11 protein-coding genes are annotated in these 15,570 nt (G+C 64.5%); 6 read left to right on the top strand and 5 right to left on the bottom strand.

What is annotated here, in order from left to right:
- Positions 1-85: 85 nt before the first annotated feature.
- The 4 genes from FIV09_RS18025 to bchF are packed head-to-tail and all read right to left on the bottom strand — an operon-like array spanning position 86 to position 6,963.
- The gene (locus tag FIV09_RS18025; protein ID WP_152452201.1) at positions 86-3,646 is read right to left on the bottom strand and encodes a magnesium chelatase subunit H; all 3,561 of its coding nucleotides are present in this window, start codon (positions 3,644-3,646) and stop codon (positions 86-88) included.
- On the bottom strand, positions 3,636-5,174 hold the full coding sequence (gene bchB, locus FIV09_RS18020; RefSeq protein ID WP_152452199.1) for a ferredoxin:protochlorophyllide reductase (ATP-dependent) subunit B: 1,539 nt from the start codon (positions 5,172-5,174) through the stop codon (positions 3,636-3,638). The genes FIV09_RS18025 and bchB overlap by 11 nt, the downstream gene beginning before the upstream one ends.
- A complete protein-coding gene (locus FIV09_RS18015) occupies positions 5,171-6,451 on the bottom strand; it encodes a ferredoxin:protochlorophyllide reductase (ATP-dependent) subunit N (protein WP_152452197.1) in 1,281 nt (426 codons plus the stop codon). Before FIV09_RS18015 ends, bchB begins: the two co-directional genes overlap by 4 nt.
- Entirely contained in the window at positions 6,448-6,963 is a 516-nt protein-coding gene (bchF, locus tag FIV09_RS18010; protein WP_152452195.1) for a 2-vinyl bacteriochlorophyllide hydratase, read from the bottom strand. The genes FIV09_RS18015 and bchF overlap by 4 nt, the downstream gene beginning before the upstream one ends.
- Before the next feature lie 271 nt (positions 6,964-7,234).
- Between bchF and FIV09_RS18005 the strand changes: the two genes are divergently transcribed.
- The 6 genes from FIV09_RS18005 (at position 7,235) to idi (ending at position 13,429) form a co-directional block, all read left to right on the top strand.
- On the top strand, positions 7,235-8,014 hold the full coding sequence (locus FIV09_RS18005; RefSeq protein ID WP_152452193.1) for a B12-binding domain-containing protein: 780 nt from the start codon (positions 7,235-7,237) through the stop codon (positions 8,012-8,014).
- On the top strand, positions 8,014-9,429 hold the full coding sequence (ppsR, locus tag FIV09_RS18000; RefSeq protein WP_152452191.1) for a transcriptional regulator PpsR: 1,416 nt from the start codon (positions 8,014-8,016) through the stop codon (positions 9,427-9,429). The genes FIV09_RS18005 and ppsR overlap by 1 nt, the downstream gene beginning before the upstream one ends.
- Before the next feature lie 94 nt (positions 9,430-9,523).
- Positions 9,524-10,432 carry a chlorophyll synthase ChlG gene (gene chlG, locus FIV09_RS17995; protein WP_152452189.1) on the top strand — a complete coding sequence of 303 codons (909 nt, stop codon included), beginning with the start codon at positions 9,524-9,526 and terminating at the stop codon, positions 10,430-10,432.
- Positions 10,429-11,709 (top strand): BCD family MFS transporter, encoded by a 1,281-nt coding sequence (locus FIV09_RS17990; RefSeq protein WP_152452187.1) that lies wholly within the window; start codon positions 10,429-10,431, stop codon positions 11,707-11,709. Before chlG ends, FIV09_RS17990 begins: the two co-directional genes overlap by 4 nt.
- A gap of 2 nt (positions 11,710-11,711) precedes the next feature.
- Positions 11,712-12,893 (top strand): geranylgeranyl diphosphate reductase, encoded by a 1,182-nt coding sequence (locus FIV09_RS17985; protein ID WP_152452185.1) that lies wholly within the window; start codon positions 11,712-11,714, stop codon positions 12,891-12,893.
- Positions 12,890-13,429 (top strand): isopentenyl-diphosphate Delta-isomerase, encoded by a 540-nt coding sequence (gene idi / locus FIV09_RS17980; RefSeq protein ID WP_152452183.1) that lies wholly within the window; start codon positions 12,890-12,892, stop codon positions 13,427-13,429. The genes FIV09_RS17985 and idi overlap by 4 nt, the downstream gene beginning before the upstream one ends.
- A gap of 166 nt (positions 13,430-13,595) precedes the next feature.
- Here the strand turns inward: idi and dxs are convergent, their stop codons facing one another.
- Entirely contained in the window at positions 13,596-15,515 is a 1,920-nt protein-coding gene (gene dxs / locus FIV09_RS17975) for a 1-deoxy-D-xylulose-5-phosphate synthase (RefSeq protein ID WP_152452181.1), read from the bottom strand.
- Positions 15,516-15,570 lie beyond the last annotated feature (55 nt).

Genomic DNA, 15,570 nt, shown 5'->3' with positions numbered 1-15,570 from the left:
GGCGGCGCGGTGGCTCGGGGGTTGTTTGTCGAGCGGGCTCATACGGGCCTCCTGACGGGGTTTTGGGTGTGGCGGAGAAGGTGGGTCATTCGGCAGCCACCCCTTCCATGCGATCTTCAAGCTGATCCGCTGCCGCCTCGAGGGCTGCGAGCGTTTCGGCATCGGGTTGCCAATAGGCGCGGTCATGGGCTTCGAGCAGGCGGTTCGCCATGCGGCTCGACGCGGTCGGGTTGAGTGCTGCAAGCCGCGCGCGCATCTCGGGGTCGAGAACGAAGGTCTCGGACAGGCGCTGGTATATCCACGGCTCCACCTTCCCTGTGGTCGCAGACCAGCCCATCGTGTTGGTGACTTGCGCCTCGATCTGCTTCACGCCCTGCGCGCCATGCTTCAGCATGCCCTCGAACCATTTCGGGTTGAGCGAGCGTGACCTTGTCTCGAGCGCGACCTGATCGGAAAGGGTGCGCACCTTGCCCGCCCCGCGAGTCTGGTCGGAGATGTAGACTGCCGCCTCTTCACCGCGGGCACGCTTCACCGCGCGGGAAATGCCGCCCAACGTGTCGAAGTAGTGATCGACCGTGGTGACACCCAGTTCGACGGATTCGAGGTTCTGATAGGCCACTTCGACCTTGGCAAGCGTTGCCTGCAGTAGGGCTGGGTTCGCCGCCGCCTTACCATTGGCGCCATAGGCGAAGCTCTTGCGTGACTGATAGGCATCGGCCAGCTCGTCCTCGTCCCCGAAGGCCGAGCTTTCGACCAACTGGTTCACGTTCGAGCCGTAGGCTCCTTCCGCGTTCGAGAAAACGCGCAGCGCCGCTGTCTCCAGATCGCAGCCATGTTCGTCCTGATAGGCCAGCGCATGCGCGCGGATGAAGTTCATCTCCAAGGGCTCGTTGGCGCTCGCCGCCTTGAACGCCGCCTCGGCCAGCATGCGGGTCTGGAGCGGCAGAAGATCGCGGAAAATCCCCGACAGTGTCATGACCACGTCGATGCGCGGGCGGCCCAGTTCTTCCAGCGGGATCAGGTCCGCACCCGAGATGCGTCCGAAACTGTCCATGCGCGGCACCGCCCCCATGAGCGCCAGCGCCTGCGCGAGCGGCGCACCGTCCGACTTGATGTTGTCCGACCCCCACAGCACCAGCGCGACCGAGCGCGGCAGGCTCTGATGGGTATCAAGCAGCATCTGCGCCTGGCGCGCGCCATCGCGACAGGCGAATGCGGTGGGCATGCGGAACGGATCAAACGCATGGATGTTGCGGCCGGTGGGCAGGATATCCGCGCTGCGAATAAGGTCACCACCGGGCACCGGGACGACAAACCGCGCTTCGAGCGCTGCCATCAGGCCCGCCATCTCGCCGCCATTGTCGAGCATCTCCGCCGCATGCGCCTGCGCCGCGTCGTCCTGATCGGCCATGAGGGCCAGGTAATCGGCGCGCACGTTTGGCGTGATCTCGCGGCCCAGGATATGCAGACCTTCGGGGATCAGCGCGTCTTCCGTCTCGAGCAGCGCCAACCACAAAGCCTCGGGATCGCGGCCTGCCATATCAACCGCCTCGGCCTCCTCGACGATCAGCGCGTGCAGCTCGTCCCGGCGGGGATCGTCCGCTTTCATCGACCGCCAGCGCGTCAGGCTTTCCTTGAGCGCCTGAAGCCCCTTGTAGAGCCCCGATTGCGCGAGCGGCGGCGTCAGATGCGTCACTGTTACGGCCCCGGAGCGCCGTTTTGCCAGCGACGCCTCGGACGGGTTGTTCGCGGCATAGAGGTACACGTTCGGCATCTCGCCGATCAGCCGGTCGGGCCAGTCGCGCGCGCCAAGACCTGCCTGCTTGCCCGGCATGAATTCCAGCGCGCCATGCATCCCGAAATGCAGCAGTGCATCGGCTTGATAGGTGTTGCGCAGCCACAGGTAGAAAGTGGTGAAGGCATGGGTCGGCGCGAAGCTGCCCTCGAAGAGAAGGCGCATCGGATCGCCTTCCCACCCGAAGGCCGGTTGCAGACCGACGAAGACATTGCCGAAATGCTGGCCCAGCACGAAGACGCCGCGCCCGTCGGACTGGATGCGGCCGGGCGCCGGACCCCAGACCGCCTCAACCGCCTTCAGGGGCGGCGTGCTGCGCACGATCGTGTCGGCGCTGACATGGTCGGCGACATTGGCGTCCTGACCGTATTGCGCGGCGTTCCCTTCCAGAACGGCGGCACGGAGTTCTGTAACGCTCGAAGGCGGCCCAATTGTGTAGCCCCGGTCTTTCATCGCGTGCATGACGTTGAAAAGGCTTTCGAATACGTCGAGATAGGCGGCGGTTCCGGCAGCGCCTGCATTGGGCGGGAAGCCGAACAAAACGATCCCGATCTTGGCCTCGGCGCGCGTCTTGCGGCGCAGACGGGCAAGGCGCAGGACCTTCTCGGAAAGGCTCTCGATCCGTTCGGGACACGGCGCCATGGCCTTGTCGGTGCCTTGCGGACGACAGCGATGGGCGCAGCCGTCGCAGCCCCCCTCGCCATGCCTTCCGCCGAAGACCGTCGGACAGACCGCGCCATCAAGCTCAGGCAGCGCGATCAGCATCGTCGTCTCGATCGGGCCGAGCCCCTGGTTCGCCTCCGCCCATTGGCCGAGCGTCTGGAATTCCAGCGGATGTGCGGCGACATAGGGCACATCCAACGCCTTCAGCACCGCAACAGCCGAGTCGCTGTCGTTATAGGCGGGACCGCCCACGAGGCTGAAGCCGGTCAGCGACACCAGCGTGTCGATCTTCGCGCCGGTCGCATCCTTGAAATACGTCTCGATCGCGGGCCGCCCGTCCAGACCACCGGCAAAGGCGGGCAAAACGCGGATGCCCTTCTCCTCGAAGGTGCGGATCGCGGCGTCGTAATGCGCCGTGTCGCCTGCAAGGATGTAGGAGCGCATCATCAGCATGCCGACGGTCGCCACGGGGTTCGCAGGACCGGGGATGTCCGCGGGATCCGTCGTGATGCGTGCCCCGAGATCCGGGTGGTAAAGTCCAACCTCGGGGTATTCGAGCGGCTCCGGCGCAACCCCGCCGCGCAGCGCTTCGGGGCCTGCATAGCGCGACATCAGATAGCGGATCATCGCCTCGAAATTGTCGTCCGAGCCGCCGAGCCAGTACTGCATCATCAGGAACCAGGAGCGCAGATCCTGTGCCTTGCCCGGGATCAGCTTCAGCATGCGGGGCAGACGGCGCAGCATCCGCATCTTCTTCGCGCCATCCTCCGAGGAGGGCTTCGACGAGCCGCGCAGCTTCTTCATCAGCTTCATCATGCCGCTTTGGGGCGCGGACATGTCGAGCTTGCCGAGCTTGGTGAGCTTCACGATCTCCGCATCGGCGATGACGCCCACGAAGGCATCGACGCGCTCGCGGGCGGCGCGCAGATCCGGCAGGATATGTTTGACATGTTCCTCGAGAAACAGAAGGTTCGCGACGATCATGTCGGCCCGCGCAACCGCGCGCTTGGCGTCGGTCAGGCTTTGCGGGCTCTCGCCCCATTCTGCGGCAGCATGCACGCTGATCTCGAGGCCCGGGAAATCCTCGGCCAGTCGCGCCTTTGCACGAGCGACAGGTCCGGCGCTATGGGCGTCGAGCGTGACGATGGCGATGTGATATCCGCCCATATGTGCCAGCTCATCGCGCATAATGGGCTTTGGCCTCGTAGAGCGTCTCGACGCTGATTTCGGATTGGCCGCGTTCGGAGGCGAAGGTCTCGGTGTTTCGCTTGGCCTTGCCGCGCACGAAGAACGGGATCTTCTTCAGCTCTTTTTCCGCAGCAGGCAGCCAGACGACCTCGACGCTGGTAGCAGGCGCGTGAGCGACCTCGGATTCGCTTGCGGGGGCGCTGTCCATCGGACGGGGCGCATGGCCGCCGTGATGGCTGGGCCCGGCCGCATCGTGGAACTCGAAATCCTCGCGGAACATGGTCAGCAGGTGCTCTTCCAGCCCCATCACCAGCGGATGCACCCAGGTGTCGAAGATGACGTTCGCGCCTTCGATCCCCATCTGCGGCGAGTAACGCGCGGGGAAGTCCTGCACGTGGACAGGCGCGGAAATAACGGCGCAGGGAATTCCCAGACGCTTGCCGATATGCCGTTCCATCTGGGTGCCGAGTATCATCTCGGGCGCGAGCGCCTCAATCGTCGCTTCAACCTCGAGGTAATCGTCGGTGATCAGCGCCTCGACGCCGTATTCGCGGGCCAGCGCCCGAATGGGCCGCGCCATTTCGCGGTTGTAGCAGCCCATGCCCGCCACCTCGAAGCCCATCTCGTCGCGGGCGATCCGCGCGGCGGCTGCCACATGGGTCCCGTCACCGAAGATGAAGACGCGCTTGCCGGTCAGGTAGGTGCTGTCGACCGACGCCGAGTACCAGGGCAGACGCAGGCGGCTGTCGTCCAGTTTCGGCTCTGTTCCAGCCAAAGTGGCCACTTCGGCCACGAAATCGCGGGTCGCGCCGACACCGATGGGCACGGTCTTGGTGTAGGGCAGGCCCAACTCGCGCTCCATCCAGCGGCAGGCACTCTCGCCCGTTTCGGGATACATCAGCACGTTGAAATGCGCGGCCCCGAGCCGGGTGATATCCTCGGGCGTGGCATCATAAGGCGCGCAGACATTCACGGAGATGCCCATCTCTTCCAGGAGCGCCGTCACCTCGGTGATGTCGTCACGATGCCGGAAGCCCAGCGCAGTGGGCCCGATCAGGTTCGCGCTGAGATGCGCGGTCTTCTCGACAGGCCGCGCGAGGTGGCGGCAGATCTGCAGGAAGGTCTCGTCCGCGCCGAAGTTTTCCTTGCGCTGATAAGACGGGAGCTCCAGCGGAATGACCGGGATCGGCAGGCCGATGGTCTCCGCCATGCCGCCTGGATCGTCCTGGATCAGCTCGGCGGTGCAGGAGGCGCCAACGATCATCGCCTGCGGCTGAAACCGGTCATAAGCCTCAAGGCAGGCGGTCTTGAACAGGTTCGCCGTGTCAGAGCCCAGATCGCGCGCCTGAAATGTCGTGTAGGTCACGGGCGGGCGATGATTGCGCCGCTCTATCATGGTGAACAGCAGATCCGCATAGGTGTCGCCCTGAGGCGCGTGCAGCACGTAGTGTAGCCCCTTCATCGCAGTGGCGACACGCATCGCGCCCACATGCGGCGGGCCTTCATATGTCCAGACGGTCAGCTTCACGTCGCCACCTTCAGCATCGCGTGGCGACGCAAAGGACGCGCGAAGAGGGAGGCCAGATCGGCGGCCTGTTCGTAGAAATGCACCGGCGTGAAGACGAGCTCGATTGCCCATTTCGTGGCCATGCCCTCGGCTTCGAGCGGATTGGCCAGACCCAGCCCGCACACCGTCAGATCGGGGCGATCCGCGCGGACGCGGGCCAATTGCCGGTCCACATCCTGTCCTTCGGAAATCCGCGGGCCTGCTGGCAAAAGCGCGAGGTCCGGCCCCAGGATTTCGCGGGTGAGGTAGGGTGTGCCGACCTCGACCGCCTCCATCCCGCATTCGCGGGTCAGGAAACGCGCCAGCGGGATTTCCAGCTGGCTGTCAGGGAAGAAGAAGATGCGCTTTCCGCGCAGGGGTTCGGACACTTTGGCAATCGCCGCGCGCGCCCGGTTGCGAGGGCCTTCGGTGACACGGGCGACCACGTCGGCCCCGATGCCAAACTCGGCGGCAATCGCCTCGAGGAAACGGGTCGTGCCCTCTTCCCCGAAGGGCATGGGGGCCGGAATATGCTGCGCCCCGCGCCGGATCAGCGCCGCATGCGTCTCGCCCAGGAAGGGCTGCATCAGGGCGAAGCGCGTATTCGGGCCGACGCCGTATTCCTCGGCCTTCGTATGCGCGGGCAGAACGCGGACCGGACCGACGCCGATCTGTTCCAGCAAGCTCAGCGCCTGCTCCTCGACCACGTCGGGCAACGCACCGACGAGCATCAGCTCGCGTGCCTCGGTCTTGGGCAGGACCGGGACCATCGCGGCGAGGCAGGCATCTTCGCCTTGCGTGAAGGTCGTCTCGATGCCGGAGCCCGAATAATTCAGCACCCGCACATGCGGCGCATGCGACACCGTCAGGCGCTCCGCGGCCTTGGCAAGATCGAGCTTGATGACCTCGGACGGGCAGGACCCCACGAGGAAGAGCTGCCGGATATCGGGCCGCCGCGCGAGAAGCTCATGCACGACGCGGTCCAGCTCCTCCTGCGCGTCGGCCATGCCGGCGAGGTCGGTTTCCTCGAGGATCGCGGTGGCGAAACGGGGCTCTGCGAAGATCATCACACCCGCCGCCGATTGCAGCAGATGGGCGCAGGTGCGCGATCCCACGACGAGGAAAAACGCGTCCTGCATCTTGCGGTGCAGCCAGACGATGCCGGTCAGTCCGCAGAAGACCTCGTGCTGACCGCGTTCCTTCAGAACCGGCGTGTCGAGGCAACCGCGGGACGGTGGAAGGGGTGCGTGATCGTTCATGCCGCACCTCCATCGAGGCGCGCGCGCCGCAGCTTCAGAACGAACTGCCCTGCATTGACGACGTAGATCGCATAAGCCGTCAGCGCGACCACCATGAGGGCCGTCGGGCCGAGGCTGCCGGTCAGTAGCGCCCAGAGGTAGTAAGTGTGCAGCGCGATCACCGCGAAGCTGACGACGTCCTCCCAGAAGAAGGAGCGTGCGAAGAGGTATTGGCCGAAGACGACCTTTTCCCAGATCGCGCCTGTCACCATGATGAGGTAAAGCACGCCGGTCTTGGCGATGATCGACCAGGTTGCAACGGCATATCCCTCGCCCGTGACGAGATACCGGATCACCAGAGCCAGCGAGACCAGGAAGACCAGGAACTGCGCCGGGGCGAGGATGCCTTGGACCAATGTCCAGCGCGTGGCATCCCGGCGCGCGCGTTCTTCAGGGGTGTAGAGCGGCGCGGCACGGGGCGCGTGCCCCGGCAGGTGCTTGGGATAGTTGAGGGGCGATTCCGCATGGGTCATATGTTCAAGGTAGACGCCCGATACGAAAAGTGTCAATTCAAACTTACAGTTCAGCCAGTCTGACGGCTGAAGTTTCAGTCATTATGTAAAACAGCTAAGACAGATCGCCGTAGTCTCTTGATTTCAGGAGGTCTCAGCGGGCCGAAATCAATTCTGAAAACGCCATATGTCAGTTTGATTTGACATTTTGATCCAAGATCGCCACGCTTCTGCCCATCGAGTCCCGGGACTCCTCTCGGCGCGATCAGGGTGTTTGGACCCGGTTTCAGAAATGTCGGATTTTCTTTCGAACCCAGCGAATGTGCAGGAAGATCGGCCCGAGATCTCGGCTCTGGCAAGCTCCGTCGTGTCGCTCATGCAGACGACATCGAAACGCAAATCCGAACGTCACCTGAAGTCTCTCATTGATCAAACGATCAACCGCGTTTGCATGCCGGGCCCGTTCGTCGCGGAAAAGCTCATCTCGGAGTTGCAGGCCGACGGGCTGCGCGTGGACGACATCATCGACGATTGCATCCCGGCCGCCGCCGCCGCGCTGGGCACGATGTGGTGCGAGGACGAGATGGATTTCGCGCAGGTGACGATCGGGACCGCACGGCTTCAGGGCATGCTCAGTCTGCTTGCGGAAAGCTGGAGTACGGAGCCCGCCACCTTGACGGAGCCCGCGATTGTCATTGTGGTCCCGGATGGCGACACCCACACGCTTGGCGCCCATGTCATCACCGCGCAATTGCGGCGCATGAATGCCTCCGTTCGGCTGATGTTCGGCCCGAGTCCCGCGACATTGCTGCGCGTTCTGCGCAACGATCCTTACGACGGGGTGTTTTTCACCTGCCCGCGTGAAATCAAAATGGCCGCCATTGCAGAAATGATCACGCGCATTAAGTCTTCCTTAGACGCCCCGCCTCCACTCATTGTCGGCGGCCTAGCTTTGACTTCATCGCAAAAAACCGCGACAGAGACCGGGGCCGACTTGGTAACCGGTGATGCACGTGCCGCGTTCCAGTATTGCCGAAGCCGAATGAACTCTGACCCACCCAAGGTGAGGTAATGTCACAAAGAGAAGCACAAGAGCAGGAATCCGGAAGGGAATTGGCTGACAGCCGGGACGCTCTGAACGGGCTTCTCACGGCAGCTTGTGACATCGCGCTCCTGATTGATGGCGAGTCGCGCATTCTGGATGTTCTCGGCGAAAAGGCCCCGGGCAAGACCGATAGCTGGGTCGGGCAGCCCATCGGCAACGTGCTGACGGTCGAAAGCCTGCCGAAGCTGGAAAACGCCCTCAAGACTTTCCGTGAAACCGGCTCCGTCGCCCGCCCGGTCGAGTTGAACCATGAAGATGGGCGCAGCTGGGAATTTCCGATTCGATACAGCTTCTACCCGGATCCGTCGGGCCGGGGCGTGCTTCTGCTCGGTCGTGATCTGAGCATCGTCGCGGAAACCCAGGCCCAGCTCGTTCAGGCGCAGATGTCGCTTGAGCAGGGATACGAGGCGCGGCGCGAATTCGATGCGCGCTACCGGCTTCTCCTGCGTACCGTTCAGGACCCCATCGTCTTCGTTTCGGTCACCGGTGGTCGCATCAAGGACCTCAATGATCCCGCCGCTGCCCTTCTCGGGTCGTCGCGGGAGGATTTCATCGGGGCCATCTTCGCCAACGAATTTCACGACCGGGGCCGCGAGGAATTCATCGAGAGCCTCCTGAACGCGGCCATCTCCGAAGGCTCGCAGCCGGTCACGGCCCGTGTGCGCCGCGGTCACAGCGACGTCAGCTTCGTTCCGCACGTCTTCCGCGCGGCCGGAGAGCGCGTACTGATCCTGCGGCTCGATGAAGTGGGCGGCTCGGATGCGCGCGGCTCCGGCAGCCATGACGAATTCGCCGCCCTGTTCGAACAAGGCCCCGACGCGATGGTGCTGACCACGGCATCGGGCCTTATCCAGAGTGCGAATGACAGCTTCCTCGAGATGATCGACGCGGCGCACCTCGTGGATGTCAAAGGGCGCAAGTTGTCGGATTTCCTGAGCCGCGGTCAGATCGACATGAACGTCGTGACCGAGAATGCGCGCCGCGCCGGAAAGATGCGCTTCTATGCGACCAAGGTGACCAACGAATTCGGTGCCGAGACCTCGATCGAGATGTCCGCGACGATGATCAATACCCGGTCCGAGCCGATGATCGGCTTCATCATCCGCGATAGCACGCGCACGGATTCCCTGCGCCGTTCGCAGATGCATGCCTCCGAGGAATCAAGCCGCAACGTGATGGAGCTCGTAGGCTCCGCCACGCTGAAGGAGATCGTCGCCGAAACCACCGATGTGGTCGAAAAGATGTGCATCGAGACGGCTGTGAACCTGACGCGCAACAACCGCGTGGCGGCGGCGGAGATGCTCGGCCTGTCGCGGCAATCGCTCTATGTGAAGCTGCGCAAATACGGGCTTCTGAACCGCGAAAGCGGAGATCAGGACTGATCACCCCCAAAATTCGACCCTGAAACACCAGCGCAAAGTGGCCGTTGCCGCAAGAATACTTGCGCCGACTCAGAGTGTCGTGTCTAACTGACGTATGAGTGTCAGTCTAAGTTTACACGCGCGCCGTTATCCGGAACCCGCTGCGATGCTGCGGCTGATCAAGCCTGTCACATGGTTTCCGCCGATGTGGGCCTATCTCTGCGGTGCGGTCTCCTCGGGCGTCGCACTTGGCCACGCGCCAGGCCTCGTCGTGCTTGGCATCATCCTGGCCGGTCCCATCGTCTGCGGCATGAGCCAGGCTGCGAACGATTGGTGCGACCGGCATGTGGACGCGATCAATGAGCCGGATCGCCCGATCCCCTCGGGCCGCGTGCCGGGGCGGTGGGGTTTGTGGATCGCGCTGGCCATGTCCGCGCTGTCCCTCTCCGTGGGCGCGCTCTTGGGTCTTTGGGGCTTCATTGCCACGATGGTCGGAGTTGCCGCGGCCTGGGCCTATTCCGCAGAACCGCTGCGCCTGAAGAAGTCGGGCTGGTGGGGGCCGGGTCTGGTGGGACTCTCCTACGAGACGCTGCCCTGGTTCACCGGTGCCGCGATCCTCGCGCAGAGCCTGCCAAGCGGTCCCGTCATCCTCACCGCCCTTCTTTACGGGCTCGGTGCGCACGGAATCATGACCCTCAACGATTTCAAGGCACTGGAGGGCGACCGCCAGACCGGCGTCGCCTCCCTTCCGGTGACGCTCGGTCCCGACCGCGCGGCGCGTGTGGCCTGCTGGGGCATGATCCTGCCGCAGCTCGGCGTGATCGGGCTTCTTCTGTCGCTCGACCGTCCCTTGCATGCGCTTGCCATCGGTGCCCTTGTCGGATTGCAGCTTCTGGCCATGCGCGTGATGCTGCGCGACCCGAAGGCGAAGGCGCCCTGGTATAACGGCACCGGCGTCCTTCTCTACGTCTCCGGCATGATGGTCGCCGCCTTAGCGCTGCGCTCGATCCGAGGTGCAGTATGACGCTCTCCTGGCTTTCCATCGTCCGCCTCGGCCTTGTGCAGATGTGCCTTGGCGCCATCGTCGTTCTGACCACCTCGACCCTGAACCGGCTCATGGTGGTGGAGCTTGCGCTGCCTGCGGTCCTGCCGGGACTCCTCGTGGCGCTGCATTACGGCATCCAGATCACCCGACCGAGCTGGGGATTCCTGTCTGACACGGGTGGCAACCGGACCGCATGGATCCTGCGCGGCATGTTCGCGCTGGGCCTCGGCGGTGTCGGAGCTGCGGGCGGCGTTGTCCTGTTGGAGACGAGCTTCGCCGCGGGCCTTGCGCTGTCCATTTTGGCTTACGCCCTGATCGGCCTCGGTGTTGGCGCGTCCGGCACCTCGCTTCTGGCGCTTCTGGCCACGGCCACGACCCCGCATCGCCGCGCGGCCGCCGCCACGATCACCTGGCTGATGATGATCTTCGGCATCGCCATGACCGCGGGCGTCGTGGGCGGGCTTCTCGATCCCTATTCCCCCGCGCGGCTCATGACCATCGTGGCGAGCGTGGCGGCCATCGCCTTCCTGCTGACACTCATCGCCACCTGGCGGATCGAGCGTGGCATCGTGGCAGAAGCCGAGCCTGAGCCCATGCGCTTTCGCGACGGGATGGCCGAGATCTGGGCGGAGCCACATGCCCGCGCCTTCACCATATTCGTCTTCCTGTCGATGACCGCCTATTTCATGCAGGAGCTGATCCTCGAACCCTATGCCGGTCTCGTGTTCAACTTCACGCCCGGCCAGTCGACGCAGCTTTCGGGCGCGCAGAATGGCGGTGTCTTTCTCGGAATGCTGACCGTCGGGATCATGGCAACCGGCCTCCGGATCGGCGCGCTCCGCCATTGGGTCATCGCGGGATGCCTCGGCTCTGCCGCGGCACTGGTCTCCATCGCCGTGCTGGGTCAGGCCGGACCTGCCGCTCCGCTGATGCAAGCGACCGTCGTCTTGGGCTTTTTCAACGGCATGTTCGCCGTCGCCGCCATAGGGTCGATGATGGCGCTGGCAGGCGAAGGCCGCGCCCAGCGCGAAGGCACAAGGATGGGACTCTGGGGCGCCGCGCAGGCGATTGCCGCAGGCTTCGGCGGTCTTGCCGGAGCGGGCCTTGCCGACCTCGCGCGGCAATTCACCCCCGATGCCACCGCCTTCGGATCCGTCTTCCTGATCGAAGCCGCTCTTTTTGTCGCCGCCGCATGGCTGGCGCGTCACGTCATGGCGGCCCCGGCCGCCTCCCCTGCCCTGCAACCCGGAGAGTAAACATGGTCTATGATGTCGTCGTTGTCGGAGGCGGACCCGCCGGGGCCACTGCCGCGCATGATCTGGCCAGCAATGGCCAACGGGTGGCGCTTCTGGACCGGGAAGGCCGGATCAAGCCCTGTGGCGGCGCGATCCCGCCCCGGCTGATGCAGGATTTCGACGTTCCCGAAAGCCAGCTTCTCACCAAGATTTCGACCGCACGCATGATCTCGCCGCAGGGGCGGCACGTGGACATCCCCGTCGAGAACGGGTTCGTCGGCATGGTCGACCGGAAGGATTTCGACCCCTGGCTGCGCGACCGCGCGGTGGCCGCCGGGGCCGAACGGCTCACCGGCACCTTTTTGAGGATCGACCGGTCGCGCGGCTGGCCCCGCGTTGTCTATCGCGACAAGGCCAGCGGCGAGGAGAAACAGATCTCGACGCGGCTCATCATCGGCGCAGATGGCGCCAAAAGCCGTGTCGCCCGAGGCGAGATCGACGGCGCCGACCGCATCCCGCTGGTCTTTGCCTATCACGAAATCATCGCGGCCCCGACGCCCTCGGATTACTACGACCCGCATCGCTGCGACGTGATCTATGACGGGCGGATTTCGCCCGATTTCTACGGCTGGGTCTTCCCGCATGGCAATACGGTCTCGGTCGGCATGGGCACGGAACGCTCCGAAGTGGATCTGAAGAAGGCCACCGCCGACCTGCGCATATCGTCCCATCTGGAAGGCTGCGAGACGTTGCGCCGCGAAGGGGCGCCGATCCCGCTCAAGCCGCTCGATCGCTGGGACAACGGCCGCGATCTGATCCTCGCAGGGGACGCGGCGGGCGTCGTCGCGCCTTCCTCCGGTGAGGGTATCTACTACGCCATGACAGGCGGCCGTGTCGCCGCCGCCGCGGCCGAGGCCTATCTCACCACGGCCAATCCACGCGCACTCAAACTCGCGCGCAAGCTCTTCATGCGCGAGCACAAGACGGTCTTTCGCGTTCTGGCCTCGATGCAGAACGCCTATTATCGCTCCGATGAACGCCGCGAACGCTTCGTCTCGCTCTGCCATGACATCGATGTGCAGCGGTTGACCTTCGAGGCCTACATGAACAAGAAACTCGTCAAAGCACGGCCCATGGCGCATCTGAAGATCGGCTTCAAGAACCTGCGCCACCTTGCAGGGCTCGTGCCGGAGACGCATGTATGACGACCCTTATCCCCGCTTGGGAAGACGGCGCCCTGCGCGCCATCGAGAAGCTGGAGGTGCACCGCCGCGGTCTGCGCCACAAGGCGATCTCGGTCTTCGTGATGCGCGGGGAGGAGATCCTGCTGCAACGACGTGCCCTGGGCAAATACCACACGCCGGGTCTCTGGGCGAATACCTGCTGCACGCATCCGCACTGGAACGAAGACCCCGAGGTCTGTGCGATCCGGCGCCTGGGCGAGGAGTTGGGCATTCGCGGCCTCGCACTCGATTACCGGGACCGGATCGAATACCGCGCCGATGTAGGCTGTGGGCTGATCGAGCATGAGGTGGTGGATCTCTTCACGGCAGACGCTCCTGCCGACCTACGGATCGCGCCCAATCCCGACGAGGTGATGGCGACGGAATGGGTGCCGCTTGCAGCTTTGCGCGCCCGGATCGCCGAGGCCCCTGAGGATTTCACGCCCTGGCTGCGCATCTACGTGACCGAGCACGCCGCGCGCATCTTCCCCGAACGGCTCGGCACAGCGGCAGAGTAGCCGCGCGCCGTTTTGCCGCCCTCGGCTTCGCGGCCGGGTCAGGCGCACAAGGGCGCCGCAAACACGACGCCCCCTTTTCCTTCATCTTTCCAAAAAACGTCGGAGAGCACGAGAGGCTGGCCTCTCGTAGGGCCGCTTCGGGCTCGATGCCCGAAGCGGTTCGCTCTCACGCGCGCAACGGCACCACCTTGGCGTCCCGTCCCAGCGCGCGCATCGCGGCCAGAACCAGGTCCTGCGCCGAGAGCTGCGCGTCGGCATACATATCCGCGGGACTGGCCTGATCGATGAACCTGTCCGGCAATGTCAGCGTGCGGATCGCGAGACCCTGATCGAACGCGCCTTCCGCGGCCAGCGCGTGCAGAACCTGGGCACCAAAGCCCCCCTGCGCGCCCTGCTCCACGGTAATCAGGGCCCTGTGATGACGCGCAAGCTGCCGGATCAGGTCCATGTCGAGCGGTTTGGCGAAGCGGGCATCGGCGATGGTCGCGCTGACACCTTGCAGTGCCAGCATCGAGCCCGCGGTCTCAACCTCGGTAAGATGCGCCCCGAAGGACAGGAAGGCCACGTCGCTGCCTTCCGCCACAATCCGGCCCTTGCCGATCTCAAGCGCCTCCGGACGCTCCGGGATCGCGACGCCCGTGCCATTGCCGCGCGGATAGCGGAAGGCGATGGGCCCCGTATCGTGGCCACGCGCGGTTTCGACCATGCGCGCAAGCTCGGCCTCGTTCGACGCGGCCATCACGGTCATGTTCGGGAGCGACGCAAGGTAGCCGATATCGAAGGCCCCGGCATGCGTCGCGCCATCCGCACCCACAAGCCCCGCCCTATCGATGGCGAAGCGCACCGGCAGGTTCTGCAGCGCCACGTCATGTACGACCTGGTCATAGCCGCGCTGAAGGAAGGTCGAATAGATCGCCGCGAAAGGCTTGAGCCCCGAGGCTGCGAGGGCGGCAGCAAAGGTCACGCCGTGCTGTTCGGCGATTCCCACGTCGAAGACCCGCGCCGGGAAACGCTCTGCCATGATGTTGACGCCGGTGCCCGACGGCATCGCCGCCGTGACGGCCACCACGTCGGGATCGCGCGCGGCGGCCTCGGTCAGGGCTTGGCCGAAGACCTTGGTATAGGCGGGCGCGTTGGGCGTCGATTTGGCTTGAACGCCCGTTGCAGGGTCGAATTTCGACACGCCATGCCCGCAATCGGCGGCTTTCTCGGCTGGCGCGTAGCCCTTGCCCTTCACGGTGCAGCAATGGATCAGAACCGGCCCTGTGGCGCGCGCCCGGGCGGAACGAAGCACGCTCAGAAGCTGGCCCATATCGTGCCCATCGATGGGGCCGAGGTAATCGAAGCCCAGCGCGGTGAAGAGCGATCCACTTTCGCCGCCCTGCCCTGTCACCAGTTCGCGTGCACGCCGCGCGCCATCGCGCATCGGGCCGGGCAACGCGGATTCGAAGCCCTCGGCAAGGGATTTCATCTTCTGAAACGGCTCCTGGCCGTAAAGCGACGATAGGTACGACGACATCGCGCCCACGGGTGGGGCGATGGACATCTCGTTGTCGTTAAGGATCACGAACAGACGTCGGCCTTCCGCACCGGCATTGTTCATCGCCTCGTAGGCCATGCCCGCCGAGATGGAGCCGTCCCCGATCACCGCGATCGCATCGCCCGTGGGTTTGCCCATGTCGCGACCGACGGCAAATCCGAGCGCGGCCGAGATTGAGGTTGAGGAATGCGCCGCACCGAACGGGTCGTATTCGGATTCCGAGCGTTTGGTGAACCCGGACAGCCCGCCCTTCTGACGCAGGGTCCGGATGCGGTCGCGGCGACCCGTCAGGACCTTGTGCGGGTAACATTGGTGACCCACGTCGAAGATCAGTTTGTCCATCGGCGTGTTGAAGACCGCGTGGATCGCGACGGTCAGTTCGACCACACCGAGAGAGGATCCAAGATGACCGCCCGTCTCCGACACGGCGGAGATCACTTCCGCGCGCAGTTCATCCGACAGCTTGGAAAGCGTCCGGTCATCCATGCGCCTGAGATCGGCAGGAGAGGCGACGCGGTCGAGGATCGGTGTGGCGGGACGGGTCATGGCGCGATCTCCAAGATTGAAAAAGGCGCCGTGTCATGCAAAACTTGCGTTTCAC

The organism is Roseivivax sp. THAF197b, from assembly GCF_009363255.1.
Taxonomy (GTDB): Bacteria; Pseudomonadota; Alphaproteobacteria; order Rhodobacterales; family Rhodobacteraceae; genus Roseivivax.
Note: the sequence above shows the minus strand (reverse complement) of the source record. Positions and strands in the feature narration are given on the sequence as shown.

What these genes read in the sequence shown, in the direction of transcription:
- FIV09_RS18025 (WP_152452201.1), bottom strand. Translation starts at nt 3,646, where the DNA reads ATGCGCGATGAGCTGGCACATATGGGCGGATATCACATCGCCATCGTC.
- FIV09_RS18015 (WP_152452197.1), bottom strand. Translation starts at nt 6,451, where the DNA reads ATGAACGATCACGCACCCCTTCCACCGTCCCGCGGTTGCCTCGACACG.
- bchF (WP_152452195.1), bottom strand. Translation starts at nt 6,963, where the DNA reads ATGACCCATGCGGAATCGCCCCTCAACTATCCCAAGCACCTGCCGGGG.
- FIV09_RS18005 (WP_152452193.1), top strand. Translation starts at nt 7,235, where the DNA reads ATGTCGGATTTTCTTTCGAACCCAGCGAATGTGCAGGAAGATCGGCCC.
- ppsR (WP_152452191.1), top strand. Translation starts at nt 8,014, where the DNA reads ATGTCACAAAGAGAAGCACAAGAGCAGGAATCCGGAAGGGAATTGGCT.
- chlG (WP_152452189.1), top strand. Translation starts at nt 9,524, where the DNA reads ATGAGTGTCAGTCTAAGTTTACACGCGCGCCGTTATCCGGAACCCGCT.
- FIV09_RS17990 (WP_152452187.1), top strand. Translation starts at nt 10,429, where the DNA reads ATGACGCTCTCCTGGCTTTCCATCGTCCGCCTCGGCCTTGTGCAGATG.
- FIV09_RS17985 (WP_152452185.1), top strand. Translation starts at nt 11,712, where the DNA reads ATGGTCTATGATGTCGTCGTTGTCGGAGGCGGACCCGCCGGGGCCACT.
- idi (WP_152452183.1), top strand. Translation starts at nt 12,890, where the DNA reads ATGACGACCCTTATCCCCGCTTGGGAAGACGGCGCCCTGCGCGCCATC.
- dxs (WP_152452181.1), bottom strand. Translation starts at nt 15,515, where the DNA reads ATGACCCGTCCCGCCACACCGATCCTCGACCGCGTCGCCTCTCCTGCC.